The sequence below is a fragment of the Streptomyces sindenensis genome, from assembly GCF_014649035.1.
In the GTDB taxonomy this organism is placed as follows: Bacteria; Actinomycetota; Actinomycetes; order Streptomycetales; family Streptomycetaceae; genus Streptomyces; species Streptomyces sindenensis.
The window spans coordinates 1-26621 of the sequence record NZ_BMSG01000039.1 but is presented as its reverse complement, the minus strand read 5'-3'; the positions used below and the strand labels follow the sequence as shown (position 1 = coordinate 26621).

25 protein-coding genes are annotated in these 26621 nt (G+C 72.8%); 16 read left to right on the top strand and 9 right to left on the bottom strand.

The features are described from left to right. Window positions 1-84 precede the first annotated feature (84 nt). On the top strand, window positions 85-336 hold the full coding sequence (locus IE145_RS29365) for a twin-arginine translocase TatA/TatE family subunit (RefSeq protein WP_189528465.1): 252 nt from the start codon (window positions 85-87) through the stop codon (window positions 334-336). Window positions 337-342: 6 nt separating this feature from the next. On the opposite strand, the gene IE145_RS29360 is transcribed toward IE145_RS29365, so the two are convergent. The 4 genes from IE145_RS29360 to IE145_RS29345 form a co-directional block, all read right to left on the bottom strand. Then, window positions 343-1365: a hemolysin family protein gene (locus IE145_RS29360; protein WP_189528464.1), complete on the bottom strand. Its 1023-nt coding sequence runs from the start codon at window positions 1363-1365 to the stop codon at window positions 343-345. Next, entirely contained in the window at window positions 1362-2720 is a 1359-nt protein-coding gene (locus tag IE145_RS29355; RefSeq protein ID WP_189528463.1) for a hemolysin family protein, read from the bottom strand. The genes IE145_RS29360 and IE145_RS29355 overlap by 4 nt, the downstream gene beginning before the upstream one ends. Window positions 2721-3072: 352 nt before the next feature. Further along, window positions 3073-4008, bottom strand: coding sequence for a M56 family metallopeptidase (locus IE145_RS29350; protein ID WP_189528462.1), 936 nt, complete (start codon window positions 4006-4008; stop codon window positions 3073-3075). A gap of 2 nt (window positions 4009-4010) precedes the next feature. Continuing rightward, on the bottom strand, window positions 4011-4442 hold the full coding sequence (locus tag IE145_RS29345) for a BlaI/MecI/CopY family transcriptional regulator (protein ID WP_189528461.1): 432 nt from the start codon (window positions 4440-4442) through the stop codon (window positions 4011-4013). A 256-nt stretch (window positions 4443-4698) separates the two neighbouring features. Between IE145_RS29345 and IE145_RS29340 the strand changes: the two genes are divergently transcribed. Genes IE145_RS29340 through IE145_RS29330 form a run of 3 tightly spaced genes read left to right on the top strand, consistent with a single transcriptional unit; the run spans window position 4699 to window position 6738 of the window. After that, entirely contained in the window at window positions 4699-5274 is a 576-nt protein-coding gene (locus IE145_RS29340) for a TerD family protein (RefSeq protein ID WP_075267716.1), read from the top strand. Window positions 5275-5306: 32 nt separating this feature from the next. Continuing rightward, window positions 5307-5888: a TerD family protein gene (locus tag IE145_RS29335; protein WP_069739447.1), complete on the top strand. Its 582-nt coding sequence runs from the start codon at window positions 5307-5309 to the stop codon at window positions 5886-5888. Between the two features lie 58 nt (window positions 5889-5946). After that, entirely contained in the window at window positions 5947-6738 is a 792-nt protein-coding gene (locus IE145_RS29330; RefSeq protein ID WP_189528460.1) for a hypothetical protein, read from the top strand. Here IE145_RS29330 and IE145_RS29325 read toward each other — a convergent pair. The 3 genes from IE145_RS29325 to IE145_RS29315 all read right to left on the bottom strand — a co-directional run bounded on the left by IE145_RS29325 (window position 6641) and on the right by IE145_RS29315 (window position 9872). Beyond that, window positions 6641-7390, bottom strand: coding sequence for a gamma-glutamyl-gamma-aminobutyrate hydrolase family protein (locus tag IE145_RS29325; RefSeq protein ID WP_189528459.1), 750 nt, complete (start codon window positions 7388-7390; stop codon window positions 6641-6643). The two genes, IE145_RS29330 and IE145_RS29325, sit on opposite strands and share 98 nt — an antisense overlap. A gap of 59 nt (window positions 7391-7449) precedes the next feature. Next, the gene (eat, locus tag IE145_RS29320) at window positions 7450-8919 is read right to left on the bottom strand and encodes an ethanolamine permease (RefSeq protein ID WP_189528458.1); all 1470 of its coding nucleotides are present in this window, start codon (window positions 8917-8919) and stop codon (window positions 7450-7452) included. 164 nt (window positions 8920-9083) lie between these two features. Further along, window positions 9084-9872 (bottom strand): FadR/GntR family transcriptional regulator, encoded by a 789-nt coding sequence (locus IE145_RS29315; protein ID WP_189528457.1) that lies wholly within the window; start codon window positions 9870-9872, stop codon window positions 9084-9086. 73 nt (window positions 9873-9945) lie between these two features. On the opposite strand from IE145_RS29315, the gene IE145_RS29310 reads away from it, so the two are divergent. From IE145_RS29310 to IE145_RS29300, 3 genes are read left to right on the top strand one after another with little or no spacing between them, the layout of a single operon-like run. Continuing rightward, entirely contained in the window at window positions 9946-11310 is a 1365-nt protein-coding gene (locus IE145_RS29310; protein ID WP_189528456.1) for a glutamine synthetase family protein, read from the top strand. 27 nt (window positions 11311-11337) lie between these two features. Then, window positions 11338-12732, top strand: a complete 1395-nt coding sequence (locus tag IE145_RS29305; protein WP_189528455.1) for an aldehyde dehydrogenase family protein — start codon at window positions 11338-11340, stop codon at window positions 12730-12732. Window positions 12733-12737: 5 nt separating this feature from the next. Then, the gene (locus IE145_RS29300) at window positions 12738-13523 is read left to right on the top strand and encodes a 3-oxoacyl-ACP reductase (protein ID WP_189528454.1); all 786 of its coding nucleotides are present in this window, start codon (window positions 12738-12740) and stop codon (window positions 13521-13523) included. Between the two features lie 110 nt (window positions 13524-13633). Here the strand turns inward: IE145_RS29300 and IE145_RS29295 are convergent, their stop codons facing one another. Further along, a complete protein-coding gene (locus IE145_RS29295) occupies window positions 13634-14833 on the bottom strand; it encodes a PucR family transcriptional regulator (protein ID WP_189528453.1) in 1200 nt (399 codons plus the stop codon). After that, complete coding sequence (locus tag IE145_RS29290) at window positions 14830-14982, bottom strand: hypothetical protein (protein ID WP_189528452.1); 153 nt, start codon at window positions 14980-14982, stop codon at window positions 14830-14832. The genes IE145_RS29295 and IE145_RS29290 overlap by 4 nt, the downstream gene beginning before the upstream one ends. Window positions 14983-15168: 186 nt before the next feature. Between IE145_RS29290 and pgfA the strand changes: the two genes are divergently transcribed. From pgfA to IE145_RS29245, 9 genes are all read left to right on the top strand, one after another. Beyond that, window positions 15169-16152, top strand: a complete 984-nt coding sequence (gene pgfA, locus IE145_RS29285; protein ID WP_189528451.1) for a cell envelope lipid trafficking protein PgfA — start codon at window positions 15169-15171, stop codon at window positions 16150-16152. Window positions 16153-16413: 261 nt separating this feature from the next. Next, the gene (locus IE145_RS29280) at window positions 16414-17583 is read left to right on the top strand and encodes a glycosyltransferase family 4 protein (RefSeq protein WP_189528450.1); all 1170 of its coding nucleotides are present in this window, start codon (window positions 16414-16416) and stop codon (window positions 17581-17583) included. Then, window positions 17580-18299, top strand: coding sequence for a class I SAM-dependent methyltransferase (locus tag IE145_RS29275; RefSeq protein ID WP_189528449.1), 720 nt, complete (start codon window positions 17580-17582; stop codon window positions 18297-18299). Before IE145_RS29280 ends, IE145_RS29275 begins: the two co-directional genes overlap by 4 nt. Next, window positions 18296-22582, top strand: a complete 4287-nt coding sequence (locus IE145_RS29270) for an alpha-(1->3)-arabinofuranosyltransferase domain-containing protein (RefSeq protein ID WP_189528448.1) — start codon at window positions 18296-18298, stop codon at window positions 22580-22582. Before IE145_RS29275 ends, IE145_RS29270 begins: the two co-directional genes overlap by 4 nt. Then, window positions 22582-23910 carry a condensation protein gene (locus IE145_RS29265; protein WP_189528447.1) on the top strand — a complete coding sequence of 443 codons (1329 nt, stop codon included), beginning with the start codon at window positions 22582-22584 and terminating at the stop codon, window positions 23908-23910. The genes IE145_RS29270 and IE145_RS29265 overlap by 1 nt, the downstream gene beginning before the upstream one ends. Continuing rightward, window positions 23907-24632, top strand: a complete 726-nt coding sequence (locus tag IE145_RS29260) for a class I SAM-dependent methyltransferase (RefSeq protein ID WP_189528446.1) — start codon at window positions 23907-23909, stop codon at window positions 24630-24632. The genes IE145_RS29265 and IE145_RS29260 overlap by 4 nt, the downstream gene beginning before the upstream one ends. Before the next feature lie 4 nt (window positions 24633-24636). Then, window positions 24637-25530 carry a hypothetical protein gene (locus tag IE145_RS29255; protein WP_189528445.1) on the top strand — a complete coding sequence of 298 codons (894 nt, stop codon included), beginning with the start codon at window positions 24637-24639 and terminating at the stop codon, window positions 25528-25530. Between the two features lie 51 nt (window positions 25531-25581). Further along, complete coding sequence (locus tag IE145_RS29250; RefSeq protein WP_189528444.1) at window positions 25582-25800, top strand: Trm112 family protein; 219 nt, start codon at window positions 25582-25584, stop codon at window positions 25798-25800. Then, on the top strand, window positions 25797-26567 hold the full coding sequence (locus tag IE145_RS29245; protein WP_189528443.1) for an FkbM family methyltransferase: 771 nt from the start codon (window positions 25797-25799) through the stop codon (window positions 26565-26567). The genes IE145_RS29250 and IE145_RS29245 overlap by 4 nt, the downstream gene beginning before the upstream one ends. The last annotated feature ends 54 nt before the right edge of the window (window positions 26568-26621 follow it).

The following is a 26621-nucleotide window of genomic DNA, read 5'->3' as shown; positions in this document are numbered from 1 at the left end:
GCCTGATCACGGAACCCGCGAGCGGATACTCTACAGACCTGTAGATTGCCTCCGTCACAGACCGCTCCAGAGAAAGCAGCAGCCATGTTGGGGATCGGCGAACTCACCCTTGTTCTTCTCGTGATCGTGGTGGTCCTGAGCATCAAGAGGCTGCCGGATCTGGTGCGGTCCGCAGGCAAGGCCGCCCGCATCCTCAAGAGCGAGAAGCGGGCCCTCAAGGAGCAGGACGCCTCGCGGGCCGGTCCCCCGGGCGCCGGGACGGGCGCCGCGAACGACGACGCCCGGTCGTCTCCCCGGGTGATCCGCGGGGAGGCGACCGAGCGTCGGGACCTGTAACGCCGGTCAGGCGGCCGTCGGCGGGTGCAGCAGCCTGGCGAGCAGGTCGTCCAGGCTGACCAGTCCGGTGATCCGCCCGTCCCCGTCCCGGACGACGGCGATCGTGGCGCGCCGCTCCCGCAACTGCTCCACCGCGTGCGCCGCGGTGGCGTCCGGGGCGAGTTCCGGGACCGGGCGGGCCAGGTCCCGGGCGAGGACCGCCCGGCCTCCGGCGCGGGCCACGAGGGCGTCCCGGGCGTGCACCGACCCGAGGACCTCCTCCCCGTCCCGTACCAGCAGGCGGGTGCGGTCGGCGTCGGCGGCGGTGGCCAGGACCTCGTCGAGCCCCGCGTCGGCCCGGACGGTCGCGATCCGCTCGGCCGGGATCCGCACGGTGGAGACCGGGGCCTGCGGTTCGGTCAGGGACCGGGTCATCAGGCCGGAGTCGCCCTGGCTGATCAGCCCCAGCCGCTCGGACTCCTCGATCAGGTGAGTGAGCTGGTCCCGGTTGTGCACCGAGGTCAGCTCGTCGCGCGGGGTGACCCGGCAGAGCCGCACCAGGCCGTTGCTGATCCAGTTCATCAGCCGGATCAGCGGGCGTACGGCGTTGACCAGGGCCCGGAAGGCCGGGCTCAGGAGCATCGCCGAGCGCTCCGGGTGGGCGATGGCCCAGGATTTCGGGGCCATTTCGCCGACCACCATGTGCAGGAAGACGACGATGATCATCGCCAGCGCGAAGGCGATGCCGTAGCTGAGGGCCGCGGGCAGTCCGAGCTTCTCCAGCAGCGGATCCAGCTCGTGCGAGATGGCGGGCTTGGAGACGGATCCGAGGCCCAGGGTGCAGATGGTGATGCCGAGCTGGGCGCCCGCCAGCATCAGCGACAGCTCGCGCATTCCGGCGAGCGCCGCCCTGGCACCGCGCTGACCGCGGGCGGCGGCCTGTTCCATGCGGTGTCGTCTGGAGGCGACGAGGGCGAATTCGGCGGCGACGAAGAAGCCGCTGCCGATCAGCAGCAGGACGGTCACGAAGAGGGCCAGGGGGAAGCTCATGCCTGCGGCTCCTGTCCGGTGCGATCGGCGCCGGCGGCCCGATCGGCGTCAGCGGTGCGGTCCTCGCGCTCGATGCGGACGTACTCGGCGACGTGCCGGTCCAGCGTCCGGACGGTGATCCGGACGCCGGGGACGGTCAGCCGGTCCCCCACTGTCGGGAAGCGGCCGAGCCGGTCGATGATCAGTCCGGCCAGGGTGTCGTAGTCGTCGCTCTCCTGAGGCAGTTCGACCCCGGTGGCCTCCTCGATCTCGTCGAGGCGACGGCCCGCGTCCACGACCCAGCCGGAGCCGTCGGCGACCGCGAGTTCGACGACGGTGTCGGACTCGTCGGCGATGTCCCCGACGAGCTCCTCGGCGATGTCCTCGTACGTGACGATCCCGGCGAGACCGCCGTGCTCGTCCAGGACCACGGCGAACTCGTCGTCCCGCTCCCGCATCTGCGCGACCGCCGCCGGGAGCTTGAGCAGTTCCGGCAGCAGGAGGGGGCGGCGGGCCAGGGAGCCGACGGTGGTGCGGCCGATCTCCGAGGCGGGCAGCCGCATCAGTTCCCGTACGCCGAGGACGCCGGCCGGGTCGTCGGGGTGGTCACCGAGCACCGGGTAGGTGGAGTGCCCGTGCCGGGCGATCAGCTCGACGGCCTCGGAGGCGGGGGCGTCGCGGCGGACGAAGGCGACGTCGGCGCGCGGGACCATCACCTCACCCAGGGTCCGCTCGGAGAACTCCAGGGCGTGGTCGATCAGTTCGGCGGTGGCGGCGGGCAGCTCGCCCTGTTCGCGGGATTCGCCGATGAGGTGGCCCAGCTCCTCCAGGGTGGCGCCGTGATGCAGCTCCTCGACGGGTTCGACACCGATCCGGCGCAGGAGCCGATCGGCCGCGCTGTCGAAGATGTGGATCACCGGGCCGACGGCCCGGAGGTAGATCAGGGTGGAGGCGGCCAGGGACTTCGCCATCCGCTCGGGGACGGCGAGGGCCAGGTTCTTGGGGGCGAGTTCCCCCAGGACCATCTGGATGACGGTCGCCACCACGAAGGACAGCACGACGGAGATGCCGGAGACCACGCCGTCGGGCACGCCGGTGCCGCTGAGGACGGGCCGCAGGAGCGTGGAGACGGACGGTTCGGCGAGGAAGCCCACGACCAGCCCGGTGACGGTGATGCCGAGCTGCGCGCCGGAGAGCATGAACGAGAGGCGCTCCAGCACCTGCACGGCGCGGGCGGCCCGCTTGTCACCGGCCGCGGCCTCCCGGGAGAGGGTGAGGCGGTCGGCGGAGACGTAAGCGAACTCCTGGGCCACGAAGTAGCCGGTTCCCGCGGTCAGGACGAAGACGGCCAGGAGACCGAGAAGCGCGGCAATCATCAGGATTCCGCCCCGCGGGAGCGGCGGCGGCCGGGCCGGCCCGTGGCCGCGTCGGCGGACCGGACGCGGTGGAAGTCAGCCCTCGGAGGGCGGAGGTCAGGCCCCGAAGGGCCCGTACTGGCGTACAACGCGTGGCTCCTGTCCGGCTGGGTGGTTCCAGCCACTGTGTGGAGGGGTGGGGCCCGCTCCGCCGCACCGGCACGTTCCGGCTCTGCCCACGGCCGGGCCTGCGGTCCATGAACTCTACAGCGACGTAGAGGAGTTCTTCGGGGGCGGCCTCCGTGGCGAGAACCGTACGCCAAAGGGGGCGCATCACACCAAAGGGAATGCATCCGGACTGAACGGATACCCCTTACAGCGGGGTCGCCGCCTTCAGGACGAGGAACAGGGCGACGGCCGCGTTGAGTGAGGACAGTGCGGAGACGGTCGCCCCGGCCGCCGCGACGAGCGCGGCGGCCCCGGCCGGGGTGAGGGCCGGGGGCCAACCGCGGTCCGGCGGCACCGGCCCCAGGAGCGCCGCCACCCGGCGGGGCACCGGGCCCGCGGTGGCGAAGGCGGCGAAGACCGCGCCGCCGGGCACCGGGCGGGCGACGAGCGCCGCCTTGCCGACCGCGCGGGCGGTCAGCCGGCGGTCGCCGGTGACCCGGGCCGCCTCCTCGTCCGCCCAGCGCTCCGTGCTGTAGACCAGGGCCCCGACCAGCGGCCACAGCAGGGGGTTGACACAGCCGGCCAGCCGGGTCGCGAGCAGCAGCCGGTGATGGCGGCCCGCCAGATGGGCCCGCTCGTGGGCGAACAGGGCCCGGTGCTCTGCCGGTTCGAGGGAGGCGAGCATCCCCGTGGAGACCATCACCTTTCCCGGGGAGCCGGGCAGCGCGTAGGCGTACGGCGTGGCGTCGGGCAGCACGGCGATGCCGTCGGCCCCTCCCAGCCCCCGGAGCGCCCGGTGGGCCCGGGCCCGGAAGCGGAAGTGGCGGTGGACGATGGATCCGCAGGCCCCGGTCACGACGACGAGCGCCAGGATGGACGCCTTGCCCGCGAACGCGTCGTGCGGCACGGCCTCGCGGACCTCGTCGTCGGACCAGCCGTCGGGCAGCGGGTTGCCGGGCAGCTGGGCGGTTCCCACGACGACCAGCAGCCCGAGGCAGAGCAGGCTGCAGGAGGCGAGGATGACGGCGACGGTGGTGAGCAGCCGGGCGGCTCTGCGGGGGTGCAGATGCTGTTCGGCCAGGCGCGCGATGGGCAGCGCGGTCAGGGGCAGCACGAGGGGCAGGTAGACGAAGACCCCCATCGTCAGCGCTCCGGCCGGCCCGAGGGCGCGCCGGTGTCGTCGGGTCCGCTCTCGGCGAGCAGGGACCGCAGCAGGTCCTCGTCGTGGGAGGAGAGGACGGAGACGAAGCTGGAGAGCACCGCGTCCCGGTCGCTCTGCTTGTCGAGGAGCCGGCGCATCCGCAGGGCGGCGAGCCCCGCCTCGTTCGCGACGGGCTCCCACAGGACGGGGCGCCCCCGCCCGGTGCGCGTGACCGCCTGCTTGGCGTGCAGCCGGGTCAGGATGGTGATGACCGTGCTGTACGAGAGGTCCGCGTCGAGCCGCTCCAGCACCCAGGCGGCGGTCACCGGTTCGCTCGCCTCGCCCAGCACCGACAGCACCTGGGCCTCCAGCTCGCCCTGGCCGCGCCTGCGGGCGGGCGTCTCCCGTTCGCCACCGGCTCTTTCGGCGTTCACGGCGCGGCCCCTCTCTCCGTCGTCTCCGTCTCGCCGTCCGGATCTCCCCGTTCGGCCACCCGGCCGTGGCACTGGACCCGCCGGGCATCGGGGAATCGTATCCAGCCGACGGAGGGGCGGGCCACCGACCGGCGCGGACGGCCCGTACCCGTCCGGCGCACGCCACTCGTCCGCCCGTGGCCCGCCCGCCTCCCGGCCCGGCAAATCTACAGTGCTGTAGATTTTCCTCACCGCTGCCGGACAAAGGGAGAAGAACATGGGTGTGAGCCTCGCCAAGGGCGGAAACGTCTCGCTGAGCAAGGAGGCCCCCGGGCTGACCGCGGTCCTCGTCGGTCTCGGCTGGGACGTCCGTACCACCACCGGCACCGACTACGACCTGGACGCGAGCGCGCTGCTCTGCGACGAGTCGGGCAAGGTGCTGTCCAACGGCCACTTCGTCTTCTACAACAACCTGAAGAGCCCCGACGGTTCGGTCGAGCACACCGGCGACAACCTCACCGGTGAGGGCGAGGGCGACGACGAGATCGTCAAGGTCGATCTCGCCTCGGTGCCCGCGGACGTCGCGAAGATCGTGTTCCCGGTCTCGATCCACGACGCCCAGAGCCGGGGCCAGAGTTTCGGCCAGGTCCGCAACGCGTACATCCGGGTGGTGAACCAGGCGGGCGGCGCGGAGATCGCCCGCTACGACCTCAGCGAGGACGCCTCCACCGAGACGGCGATGGTCTTCGGCGAGCTGTACCGGCACGGCGCGGAGTGGAAGTTCCGTGCGGTCGGGCAGGGTTACGCATCCGGGCTGAGCGGCATCGTCGCCGACTTCGGCGTCAGTCTCTGAGTCGCTCGGACACGATCACGGAAGGCGGAACGATGACGATCAACCTCACCAAGGGCCAGCAGGTCAGCCTCACCAAGTCCGGCGGCGGCGAGCTCGACGTCGTACGGATGGGTCTCGGCTGGAAGTCCGCTCCCCGCAAGGGATTTCTGGCGCGGCTGACCGCGCGCGAGATCGACCTGGACGCCTCGGCGGTGCTCTTCGCCGGCCGGGACCCGCAGGACGTGGTCTTCTTCCAGCATCTGACCAGCGACGACGGCTCGGTCCAGCACACCGGGGACAACCGGGTCGGCGGGGCGGGCCAGGGCGGCGACGACGAGTCCATCGTCGTCGACCTGCGGCGCGTACCCGCCCATGTGGACCAGATCGTCTTCACGGTGAACTCGTTCACCGGCCAGACCTTCGAGGAGGTCGAGGCGGCCTTCTGCCGGCTGGTCGACGAGAGCAACGGCCAGGAGCTGGCCCGGTACACCCTGACCGGTGGCGGGCGGCACACCGCCCAGATCATGGCCAAGGTCCAGCGCACCGGCTCGGGCTGGCAGATGACCGCGATCGGCGCGGCGGCGGACGGCCGGACCTTCCAGGACCTCATGCCCGCGGTCGCGCAGCACCTGTAGCTCCCCGCCCCACACGTATCAGCGCACGTACCGACGCACGTATCGACCGAGGGACAGCATGGGCAGACCTTCCCGGCTCGGGGACGAGGACAGATCCGACTACGCGAGCGCGCTCGACGAGGTGATCGCCTCCCCGGAGATCCGATGTCTGCTGGAGCGCTCGGGAGCCCCCGCCGACCGGCTGCGCGTCCGGGGTCTGGCGGCCGTGGCACGCACGACGGCCGCCGCCGACGCGGAGTACCGGAGGTACACGGCCCTGCGGCTGCGGGTGCGGGGCGCGCAGGGCGGGCGACGGGGCGCCGGGGCGACGCCGCTCTCCGGTCCCGGCGATCAGGAGCGTCCGGGGGCCGGAGTGCTGGCGGTCCTCGGGGTGCTGACACCGGTGCTCGCCGCCGTGGCCGCGGCGACGTTCCTGGTGCTCGGGTACGGTCTGCGGCTCGCCGGTGCCCTGTCCGCCCTGGCGGACACCCTGGTCGGCGCGGGCTGGTTCAGTCTGGTGGTCGCGGCGGTCACGGCCCTGGTCAGTGTGGTCGCCCTCTACCGGACGGCGGCGAGGCAGTCGGCGGCGGACGCGGTGGCCGTGCCGGGTCCGTCCGCCGCCGTCGATGCCGGCGATGTCCCCGCACTCGCCCAGGCCCGTCAGGCGTGGCTCGTGGCGTTGCGCGACCGGGGGATCCGGCCGTTCCTCCTCCAGGAGCTGGCCGAGGCGGCGGTGGCCGCGCCGGGTGCGGGCGAGAGTCGCGGATCGCGGTTCAGCTCACCGGCGTTCGCGGGGCCCGACTACTCCGGTCCGGGGTTCGAGGGGTCGACGCCACCCGCTCCCCGGCAGCCCGGACCAGGGCGGCCATGACCCGGGTGTCCCGGCCCATCTCCGGATGCCACTGCACCCCGAGCACCAGGCTTGCGTGGTCCGGGAGTTCCAGGGCCTCCACCGTCCCGTCCGGGGCGTGGGCGGAGGCCACCAGGCCGGTGCCGAGGCGGTCGACCGCCTGGTGGTGGTAGGCGGGGACCATCGCGGTCTCGGGGACGGCGTCCGCGTACGCGGTGCCGGTCACGGGGGTCACCGCGTGGCTGCCGAAGACGCCGAGGCCGCCGGTGTGGTCCTCCAGGTGCTGGATCAGCGTGCCGCCGAGGGCGACGTTGAGCAGCTGCATGCCCCGGCAGATGCCGAGCAGGGGGACCTGCTGGTCGATCGCCGCCCGGATCAACGCCAGCTCCCAGGCGTCGCGTTCGCGGGCCGGGGGGCCGGTACGGGGGTCGGCGACCGCCCCGTACCGGGCAGGCTCGACGTCCGCTCCCCCGGCGATCACCAGCCCGTCCAGAGCGGCGACGGTGTCCCGGGCCGCGTCCTCGGCGTCATCGGGCGGCAGCAGCACCGCGAGCCCGCCCGCCGCCCGGACGAGGCGCGGATAGGCGGCGGGGAGCAGCACCGCGGGCATCTCCCACACCCCCCACCGGGCGGGGTCCTGGTAGGTGCTGATGCCGATGACGGGCCGGGGCATGGAACGTACTCCTTCGGGTCGGTCGGGACAGACGTCGGCGGCCGGGGCGCCCGGCGTGATCAGTCGCGGGCCAGTTCGGCCTCGGCCGCCGCCAGTGCGGCGAACTCCTCCTCCGGGGCTCCCGCGACCAGCCGGTGACGGCTGTAGAAGGCGAAGTAGGCGAGCGCCACCGCGTACACGGCGAGCGCGATGAACGCCGCGTCGCGGTCCACCAGGAAGGTCGCCACCAGGGCCGAGCATGCCAGAGCGAAGGCGACGGACGAGGTGAGCGCGCCGCCGGGAGTGCGGTAGGGGCGCGGCAGCTCCGGTTCGCGGCGGCGCAGCACCAGGTGGGAGAGGGCCATGAGGGCGTAGCTGATGGTGGCGCCGAAGACGGCGACGTTCAGCATCCGGCCGCCGTTGCCGCTCCAGGCGGCGAGCGTGAAGCCGATGACGCCGGGGATCAGCAGGCCGAGGTAGGGGGACTTGCGGCGGTTGGTGAGGGAGAGGAAGCGGGGCAGATAGCCCGCCCGGGAGAGGGCGAAGAGCTGGCGGGATCCGGCGAAGATCAGGGAGAAGAAGGAGGCGACGAGTCCGGCGAGGCCCGCGTAGTTCACGAAGCGGCTCAGGGCGGTCGGTTCGCCGTCGCCCTGGAGGGCCACCACGAGCGGGTTCCCGGCCTCCTTGATGGCGTTCGCCCCCTGGGCGCCGGTGGCGGAGACGAAGGTGATGAGGGCCAGGAAGACCAGCACGGCCAGCGAGATGGCCAGGGCCTTGGGCATCGAGCGGACCGGGTCCTTGGCCTCCTCGGCGGCGAGCGGAACACCCTCCACTCCGAGGAAGAACCACATGCCGAAGGGGAACGCGGCCCAGATCCCGAGGAGTCCGTACGGCAGCCAGGAGGAGGAGCCGAAGGCGGAGGCGTCGGCCGGGATGTCGTTGAGGCGGCCCGCGTCGAACTCGGTGAACGCGCCGACGGCGAAGACCAGCAGCGCGGCCACCGCGATGACGGTCACCACCAGGCTGAAGCGGAGCGCCTCGCCGACGCCCCAGAGGTGGATGCCGATGAAGATCGCGAAGCAGGCGAGGTAGACGGGCCAGCCGGAGGTGAGGCCGAACAGGCCGAGCGATTCGACGTAGTCGCCGATGAAGAGGGAGATGGCGGCGGGGGCGAGGATGTACTCGATGAGGATGGCGGTTCCCGTCAGGAAGCCGCCCCAGGTGCCGAGCGCCCGCCGGGCGAAGCCGTAACCGCCGCCCGCCGTGGGGAGGATGGCGGAGAGTTCGGCCAGGGCGAAGACCAGACAGGCGTACATGACGCCCATCAGGACCATGGCCACGGCGAGTCCGCCGAAGCCGCCCTTGGACAGGCCGATGTTCCAGCCGGAGAAGTCCCCGGAGACGACGTAGGCGACGCCGAGCCCGGTCAGCAGGAGCCAGCCGGCGCTGCCGCGGCGCAGGGTCCGGCGGTGCAGGTACGCGTCCGTGCCGGACTTCGCCGGGCCCGCGTCACCGGGTGGTCCGGCGGGTGTTTCGGTTCCCTGAGCCATGAGGCGCTCCAGATGTGTGTCGACTTCATCGTTGGAACTGCTTCGATCAAAGGTTCGTCGGCACACCTTTGTGGAACCCGGCGGCGCCTGGCAAGGGGCGCGCGTGGAAGAGTGGTTACGGATTCGCCTCGCCGGACGCCGTCGGCCCGTGCGTCCCCCCGGGCTCAGGCGAGGAAGCCGCGCAGCAGGGCGGCCGTACCGCCGCAGTGTTCGCGCATCATCTCGCGCGCCGCCTCCGGGTCCCGGTCGAGGACCGCCTCGACGACGGCCGCGTGCTGCTGCTGGGAGTGTTCCAGGTTGCGCACCAGCAGCGGGATGCAGTCGAGCAGTTCGTTGAGGGTGGCCCGGACGGCGGCGTACTGGGCGGCGAGCGTGCGGGAGCCGGAGAGTTCGGCGAGGGCGAGGTGGAGCAGGGTGTCCTGGCGGCGGTAGTCCTCCAGCCGGGCGCCCCGGGTGGCGCCGAGCGCCCCGCGCAGCCGGGCTTCGCCGTCGGCCGTGAGCCCTTCGGCGCACAGACCCGCGGCTCCGGCCTCCAGCACTTCGCGGAAGCGCAGGGTGTCCTCGACGTCGACGGCGGCGATACGGCGGCGCAGTTCGTCGCTGCCGTCGGGGGTGGCCGTGCGCGGCAGGACGAACGTGCCTCCGTAGCGGCCGCGGCGGCTCTCGACCATGTTCTGGTCCTGGAGGACCTTGAGGACCTCGCGCAGCGTCACCCTGCTGATCCGCAGGTGCTGGGACAGATCACGTTCGGAGGGCAGGCGTTCGCCCGGCGGCACGAGGCCGAGGCGCAGCAGCTGGAGGACCTGCTCCAGGGCCTCCTCGAAGCCGTTGCCCGCGCGGACCGGGCGCAGTACGGAGTCCAGCGGGCCGGGCGCGGAGCAGCCGGCACCCTCTGCCGCCCCTCCGGCCCGTACCCCCGGACGGGTGTCGTCCGCTCTTCCGTTCGCGGCCACTGGCGGATCCCCTTCCCAAGCAATGGTTCTCTGCCATACCTTATGCCTCCCGGTTCACCCAAGGAGGCATCCCGTGGCAGACCGCACACCCCCGCTCGGCGTCGACGAGCTCCGCTCACGGGTCGCGGACGGGTCGATAGACACCGTGGTGCTGGCCTTCCCGGACATGCAGGGCCGGCTCCAGGGGAAGCGGTTCGCGGCCGGGTTCTTCCTCGACGAGGTGCTGGAGCACGGGACCGAGGGCTGCAACTACCTCCTGGCCGTGGACACCGAGATGCGGACGGTCGACGGTTACGCGATGTCCTCGTGGGAGAACGGCTACGGTGACTTCGGCATGGTCCCCGACCCCGCGACCCTGCGCCCCGTCCCCTGGCACGAGGGGACCGCGCTTCTCATCGCGGATCTCGCCTGGCACGACGGCAGTCCGGTGGTCGCCGCCCCCCGGCAGATCCTGCGCCGCCAGCTCGACCGGCTGGCGGAGCGCGGCTGGACGGCCCAGGTGGGCACGGAGCTGGAGTTCATCGTCTTCCGGGACAGTTACGAGGAGGCCTGGGACCGCGGCTACCGCGGGCTGACCCCGGCCAACCAGTACAACATCGACTACTCGATCCTCGGCACCGGCCGCATCGAGCCGCTGCTGCGCCGGATCCGCAACGAGATGCAACTGGCGGGGCTGACCGTCGAATCGGCCAAGGGCGAGTGCAATCCGGGCCAGCACGAGATCGTCTTCCGCTACGACGACGCGCTCACCACCTGCGACCAGCACGCCGTCTACAAGACGGGCGCCAAGGAGATCGCGGCCCAGGAGGGGGTCGCGCTGACCTTCATGGCCAAGTACGACGAGCGCGAGGGCAACTCCTGCCACATCCACCTCTCGCTGACCGACGCGGACGGCGTGAACGTGATGGCGGGCGAAGGACCGGACGGCATGTCGGAGGTGATGCGCCACTTCCTGGCCGGACAGCTCGCCGCCCTGCGGGACTTCTCCCTCCTCTACGCCCCCAACATCAACTCCTACAAGCGCTTCCAGCCCGGCTCCTTCGCCCCCACCGCAGTCGCCTGGGGTGCCGACAACCGCACCTGTGCCCTGCGGGTCGTCGGGCACGGGCGCTCGACGCGCTTCGAGAACCGGCTGCCGGGCGGCGACGTCAACCCGCATCTGGCGGTCGCCGGGCTGGTCGCCGCCGGACTGTACGGGGTCGAGCACCGGCTGGAGCTGCCCGAGGCCTGTACGGGCAACGCCTACACCGCCGACTACGACCAGGTGCCGGCGACCCTGCGCGAGGCCGCCGAACTGTGGGAGGCCAGCCCGATCGCCAAGGAAGCCTTCGGCGAGGAGGTCGTCGCGCACTACCTGAACATGGCCCGGGTCGAACTGGCCGCGTACGACTCCGCGGTGACCGACTGGGAGCTGCGCCGCTCCTTCGAACGCCTCTGACCACCCCCTTCCGATCGAGGTCCGTACGTGTCACAGCACCCCGCGGCGTCCGCCCTGGACGTCCTCAACCCGGCCACCGCCGAGGTCATCGCCACCGTCCCCGCCGCCTCCGCCGCCGACGTGGACGCCGCCGTCGTCCGCGCGGCGACGGCCCAGCGCTCCTGGGCAGCCGCCGCGCCCGCCGACCGGGCCCGGCTGCTGCGCCGCTTCGCCGCCGTCGTCGACGAACACATCGAGGAACTGGCGCGGCTGGAGGTCCGGGAGGCCGGTCACACCCTCGGGAACGCCCGGTGGGAGGCGGGCAACGTCCGCGATCTGCTCGACTACAGCGCGGGCGGGGCCGAACGGCTGCTGGGCCGGCAGATCCCCGTCGCGGGCGGCATCGACTTCACCGTCCTGGAGCCGCTGGGCGTCGTCGGGGTCATCGCCCCGTGGAACTTCCCGATGCCGATCGCCGCCTGGGGTCTCGCCCCGGCCCTCGCCGCGGGCAACGCCGTCCTCCTCAAGCCCGCCGAGACGACCCCGCTGACCGCTCTGCGACTGGCCGAACTCGCCCTGGAGGCGGGCCTTCCGGAGGGTCTCCTCCAGGTGCTGCCCGGCGAGGGACCGGTGGCCGGGAACGCGCTGGTCGAGCACCCGGGCGTCGCGAAGATCGTGTTCACCGGCTCCACCCGGACCGGCAAGCACATCATGACCCGCTGCGCCGAACGCGTGAAGCGGCTCACCCTGGAGCTGGGCGGCAAGAGCCCCAACGTCGTCTTCGCCGACGCCGATGTGGAGGCCGCGGCCGCATCCGCCCCGATGTCCTTCCTGGACAACGCCGGTCAGGACTGCTGCGCCCGGACCCGGATCCTGGTCGAGCGGTCCGTGTACGACCGGTTCCTCGATGCCCTCGTCCCGGCCGTGTCCGCCGTGGTGGTGGGCGACCCGGCCGACGAGAGGACGCAGATGGGGCCGCTGATCTCGGCCGTCCAGCGGGACCGGGTCCGGGGGCTCGTCGACGGCGGCCGGGAGGCCGACGGCGTACGGGCGATGCTCGGCAAAGCGCCCGAGGGCCCCGGGTTCTGGTATCCGCCGACCGTCCTCGCCGGGGTCGCGCCCGACGCTCCGGTGGCCGTCGAGGAGGTCTTCGGGCCGGTGGCCGTGGTGCTTCCGTTCGAGGGCGAGGCGGACGCGCTGCGGCTGGCCAACGCCACCGACTACGGGCTCGCCGGCTCGGTCTGGACCCGGGACGTGGGCCGGGCACTGCGCGTCAGCCAGGGGCTGCGGGCGGGCAACCTCTCGGTCAACTCGCATTCCAGCGTGCGCTATTCGACCCCCTTCGGCGGCTACAAGCAGTCGGGGCTGGGCCGCGAGCTCGGCCCGGACGCCCTGGCCGCCTTCACCGAAACCAAGAACGTCTTCATCAGCACGGAGGCCTGAGCACCATGACCGACACTTCTTCCGTCTGCCGCCGCCTGGTCGGCCGCACCGCCGTCGTCACCGGGGCCGGCAGCGGCATCGGTCTGGCCACCGTCCGGCGGCTGGCCGCCGAGGGCGCCCATGTCGTCTGCGCCGATGTGGACGAGGAGCGCGGCAAGGCCGCCGCCGAGGAGGCCGCCGGGCTCTTCGTCCGTACCGACGTCACCGACGCCGAGCAGGTGGACGCGCTGTTCGAGGCCGCCCACGACACCTACGGGTCGGTCGACATCGCGTTCAACAACGCGGGGATCTCCCCGCCGGACGACGACTCCATCCTGGAGACCGGTCTGGAGGCGTGGAAGCGGGTGCAGGAGGTCAATCTGACCTCGGTCTACCTCTGCTGCAAGGCGGCCATCCCCTACATGCGCGCGCAGGGCAGGGGCTCCATCATCAACACGGCCTCGTTCGTGGCCCGGATGGGCGCGGCCACCTCGCAGATCTCGTACACCGCGTCCAAGGGCGGGGTGCTGGCGATGTCGCGCGAGCTGGGGGTGCAGTTCGCGCGGGAAGGCATCCGCGTCAACGCGCTCTGCCCGGGGCCGGTCAACACCCCGCTGCTCCAGGAGCTGTTCGCCAAGGACCCGGAGCGGGCCGCCCGGCGGCTGATCCACATCCCGCTCGGGCGGTTCGCCGAGCCGACGGAGATCGCCGCCGCCGTGGCGTTCCTGGCGAGCGACGACTCCTCGTTCGTGAACGCCACGGACTTCCTGGTCGACGGCGGGATCGCCGGGGCGTACGTCACCCCGGTCTAGACCCTGTCGTCACACTGCCGCCTGCCGTTCGACGACAGGACCTGGAACCGACGCGGAACGCCCGCGGCCCGCACGTCCCCGGGGACGTGCGGGCCGCGGCGTTCCGGGCCTCAGCCCTGGGCCAGGTCGCCCCGCAGCCGCTGGGCGCGGAGCACGAGCAGCATCTCGAAGCGCTGGTCCGGTTCGTCGATGGCGTCCCCCCACAGCTCCCGGATCTGCCGCAGCCGGTAGCGGGCCGTCTGGGGGTGGACGCCGAGACGGGCGGCCACCTCGGGGGCGCCGCCGGGGGTCTCGATCCAGGCCAGCAGGGTCTCGGCCAGCCGCCGCGCCTGGGTCGGGCTGAGGCCGTCCAGCGGGGCGAGACAGCGGCGGGCGGAGGCGTCGATCAGCTCCTGGGCCGGCAGCAGGACCAGCTCCTCCACGCGCTTGGTGCAGTGCAGCACCTCGCCCTGCGGGAGCAGGTCCTTCTTGATCAGCTGGACCGCGGTCTCCGCCCAGCGCAGCGAGGTCGCGGCGGCGGCCAGCGGGACCGCCGGGCCGATCGCCCCGGACCAGCCCGCCGTGGCCCGCCGCAGGATCTCCGCGCGGCCCGCCGTGTCCGGGTCCGGGATGACGATGCGCGGCTGCTCGCTCTCCATCTCCAGCAGGATGCCCTGGCCGACGGCCGGGGCCACCGCCTCCCGGGCGGGGCGGATGAGGACGCCCACCGCGATCGTCTCGGGAAGCTCCCAGCCGATGCGGGCGGCCCGCTCGGCCAGGGTCCGGGTCGATTCGACGCGGTGCTCCATGAGCAGCATCTCGATCAGCTGGCGCTGGAGGCGGAGGCGTTCGCTGGCGCGCCGGGCCGCCGCCTCGGCGTAGCCCCGTACCGACTGTTCCACGAGCCCGTCCAGATACTCGAATCCCGATTCGGCCAGCTCGTACATGGCGGGCGCCGGGATGTCGACCTGCTGGCCGATCTCGGCGAGCCTGCGCCAGGTGAGCCGGACGCCGAAGCGGTAGATGGCCTGGAGCGAGTCGAGGCTGCGGCCCTCCAGGCCCTCGCCCCGTCCGAACTCCTGGAACATCTCCGGCGGCACCCGGGGGTGCGCGCCGGAGGTGAGGTTGTCGACGAACCCCTCGATGGCACGCCGGATGCCGACCAGGGCCAGCGGCTCCCCGGACTCGTCCTCGACGAGGTGGAGGTAGGGGTAGTCCCGGCGGATCGCGTGCAGGATCGTCTGGGCGAGCTCCGGGGCCTCGGACAGGGCGATGGTGGCGAACCGGTCCAGCTGGGACCGGGGCACCTCCTGCCAGGCCGTGCGCGTCATGGAGCCGCCGGTGCGGTGTCGTAGCTGATCAGTGGCGTATTGGGCTGGTCGGGGGTGGCGTCGAGCAGTGCCACGACACCGAACGCCGCACCTGTGGCGAGCGCCGCGGCCACCACGGCGGTGGAAAGAGCGGCGATGAGTCTGCGCATAGTCGGGTCAGCTCCTTGCTGGAGGCGATCCCCACCCCGTTGAGCCGGGCCCCTCCGGCTCGCACACAGTGTCGACAGGTCATTGACATCTCGTCAAGGCCTTGCTTACTGTTCACGCCAATCAAGGGCTGACCGGCCCGGGGCCCGTGCACCTCCGCGAAGAGATTTCGACCCAGGAGTGCCCGGATGCGCCGCAATGCTTCACCCCTCTCGCTCGTTCTGCTGGGGGCGGGGGTCTTTCTGCTCGTCCTCGCACCACTGCTCGTCTGGTATGTCCAGCCGCATGCCAAGCGCACCCCGATAGACACCGACACGACCACCGTGTTCACCGGTACCGGAAGCTATTTCGACACCGGCAAGGTGGAGACGGTCGAGGACGAGACGATCACGATCACCCGGCAGGTGCGCGGTGACGTGGCCGACAGCGAGAAGAGCGGCAACGCCGTCTGGGACGTGTCCACGTCCGTCGACCACGACGCGACGCTGCCCGCCTCCGATCCCCGTGACGCCCTCCAGTGGACGCTGGAGCGCTGGGTGACCGACCGCACCACCAACGAGCCGGTGCACTGCTGCGAGGAGTCCCCGACGTTCGACGGGGAGGCGTACCTCAAGTTCCCCTTCGACGTCGAGAAGCGCGCCTACCGCTGGTGGGACAGCACGCTCGGCGGTGTGGTGCGGCTCTCCTTCGAGGGCGAGAAGAAGATCCAGGGCTACGCCGGCTACCTCTTCAAGGGCGAGGTCGAGCCGACGAAGACCGGGGTGCGTCAGGTGCCCGGGGTCCTCGTGGGCCGGAAGAAGACGCCCCAGGTGCTGGCCGAGGAGTGGTATTCCAACAGCGGCATCGAGCTGGTCGTGGACAAGCGCACCGGCCGCATCATCAACGCGGCGATCGGCCCGAAGAAGACGCTGCGCGCGCCCGGCTCGAAGAAGGACGCCGTGGTGCTGCTGGAGAGCAAGCGGGTGGAGTTCACCGAGGGGACCCAGAAGAAGCAGGTCGAGCTGGCGTCGGCGGACAGCAAGCGGCTGGCAACGCTCGGCGAGACCGCACCGATGGGGGCGGCCGGGACGGGTCTCGTACTCACGGTGGTGGGGGTCGTCCTCGTCGTCAGGGGGCGCCGGGAGGCTCCGGAAGCCTCGAACACTCACATGATGACGAGTACGCGCACCTGAGTTACCCGCAAGTTGTTGCGCCGGTGAGTAGCCGGGCGGTAACCCGTGCCGAAAACTGTCTATCCCCACCAGAGCACGGCCCCCCGGTCTCCCCTTTTCCGTCACATCATGTGCGATCTCCGCCCCGCCCCGTACGCCCCCGCGTTTCCCGTCCCCTACCCTCCTGTCCCTTTCCGTCTTCCGTTCTTTCGCCCGTCCGCGGACCACCCTCTTTCCGCTCGTCCGCGCATTCCCGCACCCCGAGCCGAGTTGGAGCGCCCAATGCCCCAGCACGTACCTCCCCCACTGCTCGATGCAGTCACGCGCCAGGGTCAGGGCCCGGCGTCCTCCAGGGTCCCCGCGACCCCGCGACGCATCGTCTTCCTCGCCCACCGCGACCTGGGAAACCCGGCCGCCGGTGGCTCCGAGCTGCTGATCGACCGGCTCGCCTCGGGCCTCACCGAGGAGGGCCACGACGTCACCCTCCTGTGCGGCGGCCAGGCCGCCCGCAGGACCTACCGAGTCGTCTCGGCGGGCGGCACCCTGGGGCACTACCTCGGTGCGCGGTCCGCCTTCGCCCGGCAGATCGGCGACTGCGACCTGCTGGTCGAGGTCTGCAACGGCATGCCGTATCTCGCGCCCCTGTGGCACCGCGGGCCCACCGTGTGCCTCGTCAACCATGTGCACACCGACCTGTGGGACATGCGGTTCCCGATGCCGGTGGCGCGGGCCGGACGGCGGCTGGAGCACTGGGCCCTGTCCCGGGCCTACCGCGACCATCTGATGATCGCGGTGTCCCCGTCCACGGCGGGCGCCCTGCGGGACCTGGGCGTGCCCGACCACCGGATCAGGGTGGTGAACAACGGCGTCGAGGAGCCGAGCCCGCAGGGCGACCGGTCCGAGACCCCGCTGTTCACGGCGCTCGGCCGGCTCGTCGACTACAAGCGCATCGATCTGCTGCTCCAGCTGTGGGAGCGGGTCCGGCCGGTCACCGGCGGCCGGCTGGTGATCGTCGGCGACGGCCCCGAGCGGGCCCGCCTGGAGCGGCTCGCCGGTCCCGGGGTGGAGTTCGCCGGCCATGTCACCGAGGAGGAGAAGCACCGGCTGCTCTGCGCGTCGTGGATGCTGCTGCATCCGGCGGCCGTGGAGGGGTGGGGGCTGGTCGTCACGGAGGCCGGCGCCCGCTCCACCCCGACCCTGGGCTTCGACGTCCCCGGGCTGCGCGACTCCGTCGAGGACGGGGTCACGGGCATCCTCGCCCGGGGCGCGTCCTCCTTCGCCGCGTCCTGGTGCGCGCTCGCCCTGGACGACGAGCGGCGCGAGGCGATGGGCAAGGCGGCCCGGGAGCGGGCCGCCGCGTTCCGGTGGACCAGCAGTGTCCGGCAGTTCATGGCGGTCGCCGCCGAGGCGACCAGCGGCGTGAGCGCCCCGGCGATCGGTGCGAGCGCGTGAAAGACCCTTCCTTCCGGCGCTCGGCCGCCCTGTTCCGCGCCTTCATGGGCGAACAGGGCGATCCGGCGACGGCGTACACCCTGCTGGCCCGCGACGCCGCGGACCAGGTGGAGCGGTACGGTCCGGTGCGGGGCAAGGTCGTCGTGGACATCGGCGGCGGTGACGGCTACTTCACCCGGGAGTTCCGTCGGCGCGGCGCGCACGGCTACCTCTTCGAACCGGACACGGCCGAGATCGGCCCCGGCAAGCGCGCGGACACCGTCGTCGCCGACGGCTATCTGCTGCCGCTGGCCGACGGTGCGGCGGACGTCTGCTTCTCCTCCAATGTGCTGGAGCACGTGGCCGATCCGCACACCTTTCTCAGCGAGATGGCCCGGGTGACCCGCCCGGGCGGTCTGATCTACGTCTCCTTCACCAACTGGTACTCGCCCTGGGGCGGCCACGAGTGGGCGCCGTGGCACTACCTGGGCGCCGAGCGCGCCCGGAGCCGCTACGAGCGCCGCACCGGCCGCCCGGCCAAGCACCGCCTCGGCGACAACCTCTTCCGGATCGGCGTCGGCGAGACGCTGCGCCATGTCCGAAGCCGTAGTGACGTGACCGTCGTGTCCGCACGCTCGCGTTACTGGCCCGTCCTTCCCCAGCTCGTGCCGCGGATCCCCGTACTGCGGGAATTCGCCACCTGGAACCTCCTCCTCATTCTCCGGCGGTGTTCATGACCAGCGCTGTCCACCCACCCAGGCCCGCGGCCCCGGACGGCCCGGGCCCCGAGCCCACCGTCCCCGCCGACGGCCCGCCGCAGGCGCGCTCCAGGCGCTGGCTCCTGGGGTTCTGGGCCGCCGTCTTCGCGGCGTTCCTGGCGGTGTCGCCGGGTCGGATGACCTTCGACACGAAGCTGGGTGTCGTCACGGCCCCCGGCCGGTTCCTCGGCGACCTGGGCGAGCTGTGGCACAGCCGCTCCGGGTTCGGCGGGATCGCCGACCAGTACATCGGCTATCTCGTGCCGATGCTGCCGTACTACGGCACCGCCGAGCTGCTGCGGGTGCCCACCTGGCTGGCCGAGCGGCTGTGGTTCTCGATCATCGTGGCGACCGCCTTCTGGGGTGCGCTGCGGCTGGCGGAGCGGCTGCGGGTCGGCTCACCGGCCACCCGGCTGCTCGGTGCGGCCGTCTACGCGCTGTGGCCGACCTACACCATCGTGGTGGGCTCGACGTCCGCCGCGGCGCTTCCCGGCGCCCTGCTGCCGTGGGTGCTGCTGCCGCTGACGAACCCGCGGCTGACACCGCGGATCGCGGCGGTCCGGTCCGCGCTGCTGATCCCGCTGATGGGCGGGGTCAACGCGGCTTCCACGCTGGCCTCACTGCTGCCGGTGGGGCTGTATCTGCTGTCCCGGCCGGGCGGTCCGCGCAAGCGGGGTCTGCTGCTGTGGTGGATACCGGGCGTGATCATGGCGACCGCCTGGTGGATCGTTCCGCTGCTGCTGCTGGGGACGTTCGGCGAGAACTTCATGCCGTACGTGGAGTCCTCGTACACCACCACGACCACCATGTCGGCGACCGAGGCGCTGCGCGGCGCGGGCAACTGGGTGGGCTATCTGAACTTCGGCGAGGCCTGGCTGCCGGCCGGGTGGACCGTCGCGACCGCGACGGTCACCATCCTCGGCTCGGCGCTGGCCGCCGCCCTGGGGCTGGCGGGTCTGGCGCGGCGTGATCTGCCCGAGCGCCGCTGGCTGGTGCTGACCGTGCTGTCCGTCGCGCTCGTCACCCTCGCCGGGTACGGCGGTGCGCTGGGCGGTCTCTTCCACGACACGGTGCAGGACTGGCTGGACACCTGGCTGGTGCCGTTCCGGAACATCTACAAGTTCCAGACGGGTCTGGCGCTGGCGCTGGCCCTGGGGCTGGCGCACCTCGTCGGCGTCGCCACGGCGGCCGCCGCCCGGCGGGACCGCAACCCGGCCCGGATGCGCCGGCTCGCGCCGGCCGTCGCCGCCGCCATCGTGCTGCCCGGCCTGGCCTGGCCGTACCTCAACGGCTCGATCCTCCAGACGGGTTCGTTCCAGAAGGTTCCCGACTACTGGGAGAGCACCGGGAGCTGGCTCAAGAACAACTCGCCGGACGATCGCGCCCTGGTCGTCCCGGCGACGGCGCACGGCATCTACACCTGGGGCTCCCCCATCGACCAGCCGCTGGACGTGCTGGCCGATTCGCCGTACGCGCAGCGTGATTACGTCCCGTTCGGCACGCCCGGCAACCGGCGGGCGATGGACGCCGTCGAGCAGGCCCTGACCTCCGGCGGCGAGGTTCCCGGACTCAGCGAGTTCCTGAACCGGGCCGGGCTGCACTATGTGGTGGTCCGCAACGACCTGGACCCGGACCAGCTGGGCTACGTCCCCTCCACCACGGTGAAGCGCACCCTGGAGGCGTCCGGCTACAGCCGCGTCAAGGGGTACGGGCCGGTGATGACCGCCGGCCGGATCGCGGCGGACACCCCGGTGCAGGTCGAGGGCCTGTATCCGCGCCAGCGGGCGGTGGAGATCTACGAACCGCCCAAGGGGACCGAGCGCCCCGGGCGGGCGGAGGCCACCCCGGTCGCCGCGACGGCCGTGGTGAGCGGTGGCCCGGAGTCGCTGCTGCCGCTGTCGGCGGACGGAGCCATCGAGGGCCGGCCGACCGTGCTGGCCGGTGACGCGCACCCGGGGCTGGGACGGCCGTCGCTGTACGCGGCGGGCGACGGGCTGCGGCGCGCCGACACCCGGTTCGGGCTGGTCAACTCCAACACCTCGCACACGTACACCGCCGACGAGCGCAACGCCGAGGAGTCCGCGCAGGACCCGGGGCGTGAGCCGCGGCAGATCCTGCCGACGTCCGGGGCGAAGCACCAGACGACTGCGGTGATCCGCGGGGCGAAGTCGGTCAGCGCGTCCTCGGTGGGCAACTGGCTGTTCCATCTGCCGCAGTACGACCCGGTCAACGCGTTCGACGGCAACCCGGCCACCGGCTGGGCGGAGGGATCCCCGGGCACGCCCAAGGGCGAGTGGGTGCGGGTCGACTTCTCCGCCCCGACGGACGTCCCCGCCTCGATCCAGGTGACGCCGCTGCCCAGCGGCAATGTGCGGGCCGCGCCGACCGTGATCCGGGTGGAGACCGACAAGGGCTCCAGGGAAAGCCCGCTGCGCACCGACGGTTCCGCACAGCAGGTGGCCGCGCCCCCCGGGCAGGCCGCCTGGCTGAAGGTGACGATCCTGGAGTCCCAGCAGGGGCGCCCGGGGCTGACCGGCGCCGGATTCACCGACATCGCCATCCCCGGCGTGCAGGTGACCCGGATGCTGGAGCTCCCGAACGACGCGCCGCGTGATGGCGCCGACGCGACGATGTTCTCGCTGCGGCGGGGCAGCGACCCGGGCGGTCTGTCGTCCGTGGCCGCCGAGGTCGGTCTCGGCCGGCAGTTCACCGCACCGGAGGCGGGCGACTACACCGTCTCGGCGACCGCGCTGCCGGTGCCCGGAGAGGCTCTCGACAAGCTGCTGTTCGAGCTGACGGGTGAGCGGGACAAGATCGAGGTGACCGCCGACTCCACGGCGCGCCTGGGCACCAACCTCAGCCCCCGCAACCTGACAGACGGTGACCTCACCACGGCGTGGATCGCGGGCGAGCGTCCCGTACTGCGGCTGACGTGGCCCGAGAAGCGGCCGGTCGGCGAGATCGTGTTCGCCGCGGCCGGGGGTCTGTCGGCCCGCGCCGAGCAGGTCCAGATCAGCTCGCCGGACGGTACGGCGGTGGCCTCGGTGGACGAGAACGGCATGGCCCGCTTCTCGCCCGTCAACACCGACCGGATGGACATCACGATCTCGAAGACGGCGCCGCTGACCGTGCACAACCCGGTGGCCGACAGCCAGTTGCAGCTGCCGGTCGGGCTGAGCGAGGTCTACATCCCGGCGCTGGAGGAGTTCCGTTCGCCGCAGCCGCAGCCGGACCAGAAGTTCAGCCTGCCGTGCGGCAAGGGCCCGGTCCTCTCCGTCGGCGGTACGTACATGGAGACCAGGGCCGAGGGGCGGGTGCGGGATCTGACCCAGCGCAGGCCCATCGAGGTCTCCCTGTGCACCGACGGCAGCAAGGTCGAACTGGCCGCCGCGTCCACCACCGTGCAGGCCGGGGACGCGGGCCCGCTGGCCATCACCGACGTGACGCTGAGCAACGGCACCACCGAGGCCGCGGCGGCGACGCCGCGCTCGGTGGACGTCAAGCAGGGCGAGGGCGACCGGCGGACCGTCGAGGTCGGGGCCGGTGAGGCCTCCTACCTCCAGATCCACGAGAACCACAACAAGGGGTGGAAGGCCACCCTGGACGGCAAGGAGTTGACGCCGCTGCGGATCGACGGGTGGCAGCAGGCCTGGCTGGTGCCCGAGGGCGGGGGCGGCACGGTCACCCTGGAGTACGAGCCGGCCACGATCTACCGGTGGGGTCTGATCGGTGCGGGCGTGCTGTTCCTGGCGCTCGTGGTGCTCGCCCTCGTCGGCCGCAAGGGCTCCGGCCGGGAGGAGACCGAGGAGCTGCCGGCGCCGCCGGGGCCGGGTCTGATCCTGGGCACCGTCGCGCTCACCCTGGTGGGGGTGGTGATCGCGGGTCCGGTCGCCGTGGCCGTTCCGCTGCTCGCCGTGCTGGCGCACTTCCGGCCGCGGCTGCTCGTTCCGGTGGCGTTCGCGGCGATGGTCGCCGCGGGGGCCGTCGCCGCGGTGGGCACCGGGGAGAGTACGACGACGGGCGAGGGTGCCTTCGGTGCCACGGCCCAACTCCTGGCCCTGATCGCGCTGTTCTCCGCACTGGTCACGGTGGGCCGGGAACCGCTCGGCGGGCGTGCGGCCCGGTCCGGCCAGGACACGGCCGAGCCGGCCGCGGCGGGCGAAGACCGGCCGACGGTCCAGCTCCCGGCCCAGCCCGCCCCGCCTTCGGGCCGGACGCTGTCCGCCGACGGCAGGCACCCGGCGAAGGGAGAGGACGCCTGATGGCGACCACGCAGCACCAGCGGGCCCCGGGCGGCGGCCAGTCGCCCGGGCGGCCCGTCCGGGTGCCGTTCCCGGTCGTCGACGAGGTGGCCCGGCACTGCGCGCAGGACGCCGAGCCGAGCACGGTGCTCATCGAGATCCATCTGCCGGGCCGGGTCGACGAGGAACGGCTGCGCTCCGCGTTCGCCGCCTCACTGGCCCGGCACCCCCGGGCGCTGATGCGGGAGCGGCCCCGGGGGCCGCTGGCCCGGCGGTACGAGTGGGAGCTGACCGAGGGCCCGGACACGGACCCGGTCTCCTTCCCGCCGTGCGCGCCCGGTGCGCTGGAGCGGGCGCGGGCCGGGGCGCTGGACCGCGCCCCGGCGCTGACCGCCTCGCCGCCACTGCGGCTCGACGTGGTCCGGGAGCCGGACCGGGAGGGCTGTGTGCTGCTGTTCACCGTGCACCACACCGCCCTGGACGGTCCGGCGTGCATGCGGCTGGCGGCGACGGCAGCGGAGATCTACAGCGGGTCTCCGATTCCCCCGTCGCCCGCCCCGGCCCGCCCGGCCGCGGCCCCGCTGCCCCGGCAGTCGCGGACCTCGCCGCTGGCCCGGCCCGCCCAGGTGGCGCCGGGCTCGCCGGGGCCCGCCCCGGTGCCGGGCAACGCCCTGCTGCTGGCCGAACTCGCGGTCCCGCGAAGGGAGTCCGGCGCCCCGTACACGGTGAACGACCAGCTGATGGTGGCCACCGCCCTGACGGTGGCCGACTGGAACCGGGCCCAGGGGGCGCCCGGGGCGGACCGGCGGCCGTTGCGGATCACCATGCCGGTCGACGACCGCCCCCGGGGTCCGGAGATGCCGATCGGCAACGGCACCCGGCTGGTGGAGGTCGGGTTCACCGCCGCCGAGGTGGCGGCGGGGGCGGACGTGGCGGCGCTGCTGCGGACGACCGCCGAGCGGACCCGGGCGCTCAAGGCCCGGGCGCGCCCTCAACTGGGTTACGGTGCGGGGCTGTTGACCATGCCGCTGCTGCCGGTGGCGGCCCGCGCCGCCCTCACCCGGGGGCTGCGGGTGGCGGCCGGCCCGTGGACCTCGACGACGCTGCTGAGCAACATCGGGCGGATTCCGTACCCCTTGGACTTCGGTGACGCGGGCCGGGCGACGGCCGTGTGGTTCTCCGCGCCCGCCCGGATGCCCCGGGGGCTGACCTTCACCACGGCGTCCACGGGCGGCCGGCTGCATCTGGCGCTGCGCTGGTCGCGCACCCTGCTGGGCGAGGGCGACGGGGCGAGGCTGCTGGACCTGTTCACCCGCTACCTGGCCGCGACGTCCTCGGAGGCCGTATGACCGGCACCACGTCCCCCTCCCCCGGGCTGCGGGACTTCTACGAGAACCCGGCCGTCCCGGTCGCCTCGGGTGACGGGCGCACCCTGCGGCAGGCCCGGCTGCTGGCCGACGCCCTGGACGCGCCGGGACAGGTGATCCTGGACATCGGGTGCGGTGACGGTTCGGCGGCGGCCACGGCCGCCCCGTTCCTCGCCGGGCACCGGCTGATCGGGGTCGACTGGTCGCAGGACGCGCTGCGCAGGGCCCGGCCCCGGATGGGCCATGTGGTGCGCGGCGAGCTGGAGCACGGCGGGCTGCCGCTGGCCGACGGGTGCGCGGACGCGGTGCTGTTCAGCGAGATCCTGGAGCATCTGGTCGACCCGGACCAGGCGTTGGACGAGCTGCGGCGGGTGCTGCGGCCCGGTGGCCATCTGATGCTGTCGACCCCGAATCTGGCGGCCTGGTACAACCGGGCGCTGCTCCTCGCCGGGGTGCAGCCGGTGTTCTCGGAGGTCAGTCTGCGCGGGATCCACGGCCGTCCGGGCTCGGAGGTGGTGGGGCATCTGCGGCTGTACACGGCCCGCGCGCTGCGCTCGTTCCTGACGGCGTCCGGCTTCACCGATGTGACGATCAAGGGCGCCCCCTTCCACGGGGTGCCGCGTCCGCTGCGCCTGCTGGACCGGGCGGCGTGCGCGCTGCCCGGGGCGTCCTCCATCCTGCTGGCCCACGCGCGGCGGAGGTAGCGCGATGTGGTGGGGTGTCGGCGCGGCGCTGGTCGCCAACGCGCTGTACAGCGTGGGGTTCGTGGTGGAGAAGCGGGCCCTGGGTTCACTGCCGGCGCTGTCGGCGGGCCGGCCGCTCCAGGTGATCCGGGTGCTGGCGACCAGTCCGCTGTGGATCGTCGGCGCGCTGGCGCTGGGGGCCGGGTTCGGGGCGCAGCTGGTCGTCTACCGCGCGCTGCCGATCGCGGCGGCGCAGGGCATCTTCGTCTCCGGGCTCGTGCTGCTCCTGCTGCTGTCGTCGGCGGTGCTGGGCGAGGAGTCGACGGGCCGCGAACGCTATGCGCTGGGCGGGGTCCTGCTGGCGCTGCTGATGGTGGTGGCCTCGGTCCGCGAGGGCGAGGACGTGGTGAGCGGCGGGGCCCCGTGGCCGCTGGTGCTGCTGGTCTGCGTACCGGCGCTGGCGGCGGGCGTCTGGCTGTACGTACGCGTCGAGAGCCGGGCGGCCAAGCGGCACCGGGTCCCCACGAGCGGCATCGGGTACGGGGTGGCGGTGGGCCTGCTCTACGGGGTCAGCTCCCTGGCGATCAAGGGCACGTCCAGCCGTCTGACCAGCACCGACCTGGGCGAGGCCGCGCTGTCGCTGTTCGGGTCCCCCTATCCGTATCTGCTGCTGTTCACCGCGGTCGCCGGTCTCGTGATGTCGCAGGCGGCGCTCCAGCGCTGCCGGGCGTCCCTCATCGTGCCGGTGTGCACCACGGTGACCTGCCTGTTCACCGCGGTCCTCGGGACGCTCGCGTTCGGCGAGAGCCTGCCGGAGGATCCGCTGCTGCTGGCCCTGCGGGTGGGCGGCACGGCGCTCGCCCTGTCCGTCCTGCTGGCCATGCCGCGGCACGATCCGCGGCCCGCCGCGGCGTCCTGACCCCCTGACGTATCTTCCGCTGTTGTGCCGATGACTCCCGAGGAGCCCCTGATGCCTACCGACGACCTGTTGCTCACGATCCTGGCCTGTCCGCTCGACAAGGGCCCGCTGTCCCTGCTTCCCGAGGAGGAGGCGCTGTACAACCCGCGGCTGCGCCTGAGTTACCCGATCGTGGACGGGATACCGCAGCTGCTGCCCTCGTCCGGCCGGAAGGTCGGGGCGGACGACCACGAGCGCCTGCTCACCCGGCTGAAGGCCTCGGCCACGTGACCACGTTCGCCGCGGCGGTGGCGTCCCGGCTGCCCGAGGGCCTCGTCGCCTCCGCCGCCGTCGCCCTGTATCCCCGCTTCGAACCCGAGCTGCGGCGGCTCGCCGACTTCTGCCCGGCGGACGGGGTCGCCCTCGACATCGGGGGCTGGTACGGGCCCTGGTCGCGGCGGCTGGCCGCCCGCTGCGCCGAGGTGGTCACCATCGAGCCCGTGCCGCATCTGGCGGAGCGTCTGCGCCGGACGCTGCCGTCGAACGCCCGGGTGGTCCAGGGGGCGGCGACCGACCGGGCGGGCACGGCCCAGTTGTGGTTCCCGGAGGGCGACCGGGGCGACCGGGGGGTGTCCTCGCTGGCCCGCCGTGACATCCACGCGCACTGCCTGGAGGTGCCGTCGATCACGGTCGACGGTCTCGGGCTGCGCGGGGTCGGCTTCGTGAAGATGGACGTCGACGGCGCCGAGCAGGCAGCGCTGCTCGGCGCGGCGGAGCTGCTGCGCCGGGACCGCCCGGCCCTGCTCATCGAGCTGGAGAGCCGGCTCGGCCCGATCGCGCCGGCCGTCGAGCTGCTGACCGGCCAGGGCTACGCGGGCTGGCTGCTGGCGGGAAGGCGCTGGATTCCACTGGAGGGGTTCGACCTGGTGGCCCATCAGGCGCGGACCGAGCATCTGGTGCACCAGGGGCTGCTGCGCCGGGCCTTCGTGCCGCACCGGGACCGGTACATCAACTCGGTTCTGTTCCTGCCGGACGGGCGGACACCGGGCACGGCCTGAGAAAGTGTTGGGTAAGCCGTTGATCACTCGCGGTTGAGGTCTTCGGTGAGGCGT

What these genes read in the sequence shown, in the direction of transcription:
- IE145_RS29360 (WP_189528464.1), bottom strand. Translation starts at nt 1,365, where the DNA reads ATGAGCTTCCCCCTGGCCCTCTTCGTGACCGTCCTGCTGCTGATCGGC.
- IE145_RS29325 (WP_189528459.1), bottom strand. Translation starts at nt 7,390, where the DNA reads ATGCCCCGGCCCGTCATCGGCATCAGCACCTACCAGGACCCCGCCCGG.
- IE145_RS29335 (WP_069739447.1), top strand. Translation starts at nt 5,307, where the DNA reads ATGACGATCAACCTCACCAAGGGCCAGCAGGTCAGCCTCACCAAGTCC.
- IE145_RS29260 (WP_189528446.1), top strand. Translation starts at nt 23,907, where the DNA reads ATGACCGGCACCACGTCCCCCTCCCCCGGGCTGCGGGACTTCTACGAG.
- IE145_RS29280 (WP_189528450.1), top strand. Translation starts at nt 16,414, where the DNA reads ATGCCCCAGCACGTACCTCCCCCACTGCTCGATGCAGTCACGCGCCAG.
- IE145_RS29330 (WP_189528460.1), top strand. Translation starts at nt 5,947, where the DNA reads ATGGGCAGACCTTCCCGGCTCGGGGACGAGGACAGATCCGACTACGCG.
- IE145_RS29295 (WP_189528453.1), bottom strand. Translation starts at nt 14,833, where the DNA reads ATGACGCGCACGGCCTGGCAGGAGGTGCCCCGGTCCCAGCTGGACCGG.
- IE145_RS29350 (WP_189528462.1), bottom strand. Translation starts at nt 4,008, where the DNA reads ATGGGGGTCTTCGTCTACCTGCCCCTCGTGCTGCCCCTGACCGCGCTG.
- pgfA (WP_189528451.1), top strand. Translation starts at nt 15,169, where the DNA reads ATGCGCCGCAATGCTTCACCCCTCTCGCTCGTTCTGCTGGGGGCGGGG.
- IE145_RS29355 (WP_189528463.1), bottom strand. Translation starts at nt 2,720, where the DNA reads ATGATTGCCGCGCTTCTCGGTCTCCTGGCCGTCTTCGTCCTGACCGCG.
- IE145_RS29255 (WP_189528445.1), top strand. Translation starts at nt 24,637, where the DNA reads ATGTGGTGGGGTGTCGGCGCGGCGCTGGTCGCCAACGCGCTGTACAGC.
- IE145_RS29290 (WP_189528452.1), bottom strand. Translation starts at nt 14,982, where the DNA reads ATGCGCAGACTCATCGCCGCTCTTTCCACCGCCGTGGTGGCCGCGGCG.
- IE145_RS29270 (WP_189528448.1), top strand. Translation starts at nt 18,296, where the DNA reads ATGACCAGCGCTGTCCACCCACCCAGGCCCGCGGCCCCGGACGGCCCG.
- IE145_RS29250 (WP_189528444.1), top strand. Translation starts at nt 25,582, where the DNA reads ATGCCTACCGACGACCTGTTGCTCACGATCCTGGCCTGTCCGCTCGAC.
- IE145_RS29300 (WP_189528454.1), top strand. Translation starts at nt 12,738, where the DNA reads ATGACCGACACTTCTTCCGTCTGCCGCCGCCTGGTCGGCCGCACCGCC.
- IE145_RS29340 (WP_075267716.1), top strand. Translation starts at nt 4,699, where the DNA reads ATGGGTGTGAGCCTCGCCAAGGGCGGAAACGTCTCGCTGAGCAAGGAG.
- IE145_RS29265 (WP_189528447.1), top strand. Translation starts at nt 22,582, where the DNA reads ATGGCGACCACGCAGCACCAGCGGGCCCCGGGCGGCGGCCAGTCGCCC.
- eat (WP_189528458.1), bottom strand. Translation starts at nt 8,919, where the DNA reads ATGGCTCAGGGAACCGAAACACCCGCCGGACCACCCGGTGACGCGGGC.
- IE145_RS29365 (WP_189528465.1), top strand. Translation starts at nt 85, where the DNA reads ATGTTGGGGATCGGCGAACTCACCCTTGTTCTTCTCGTGATCGTGGTG.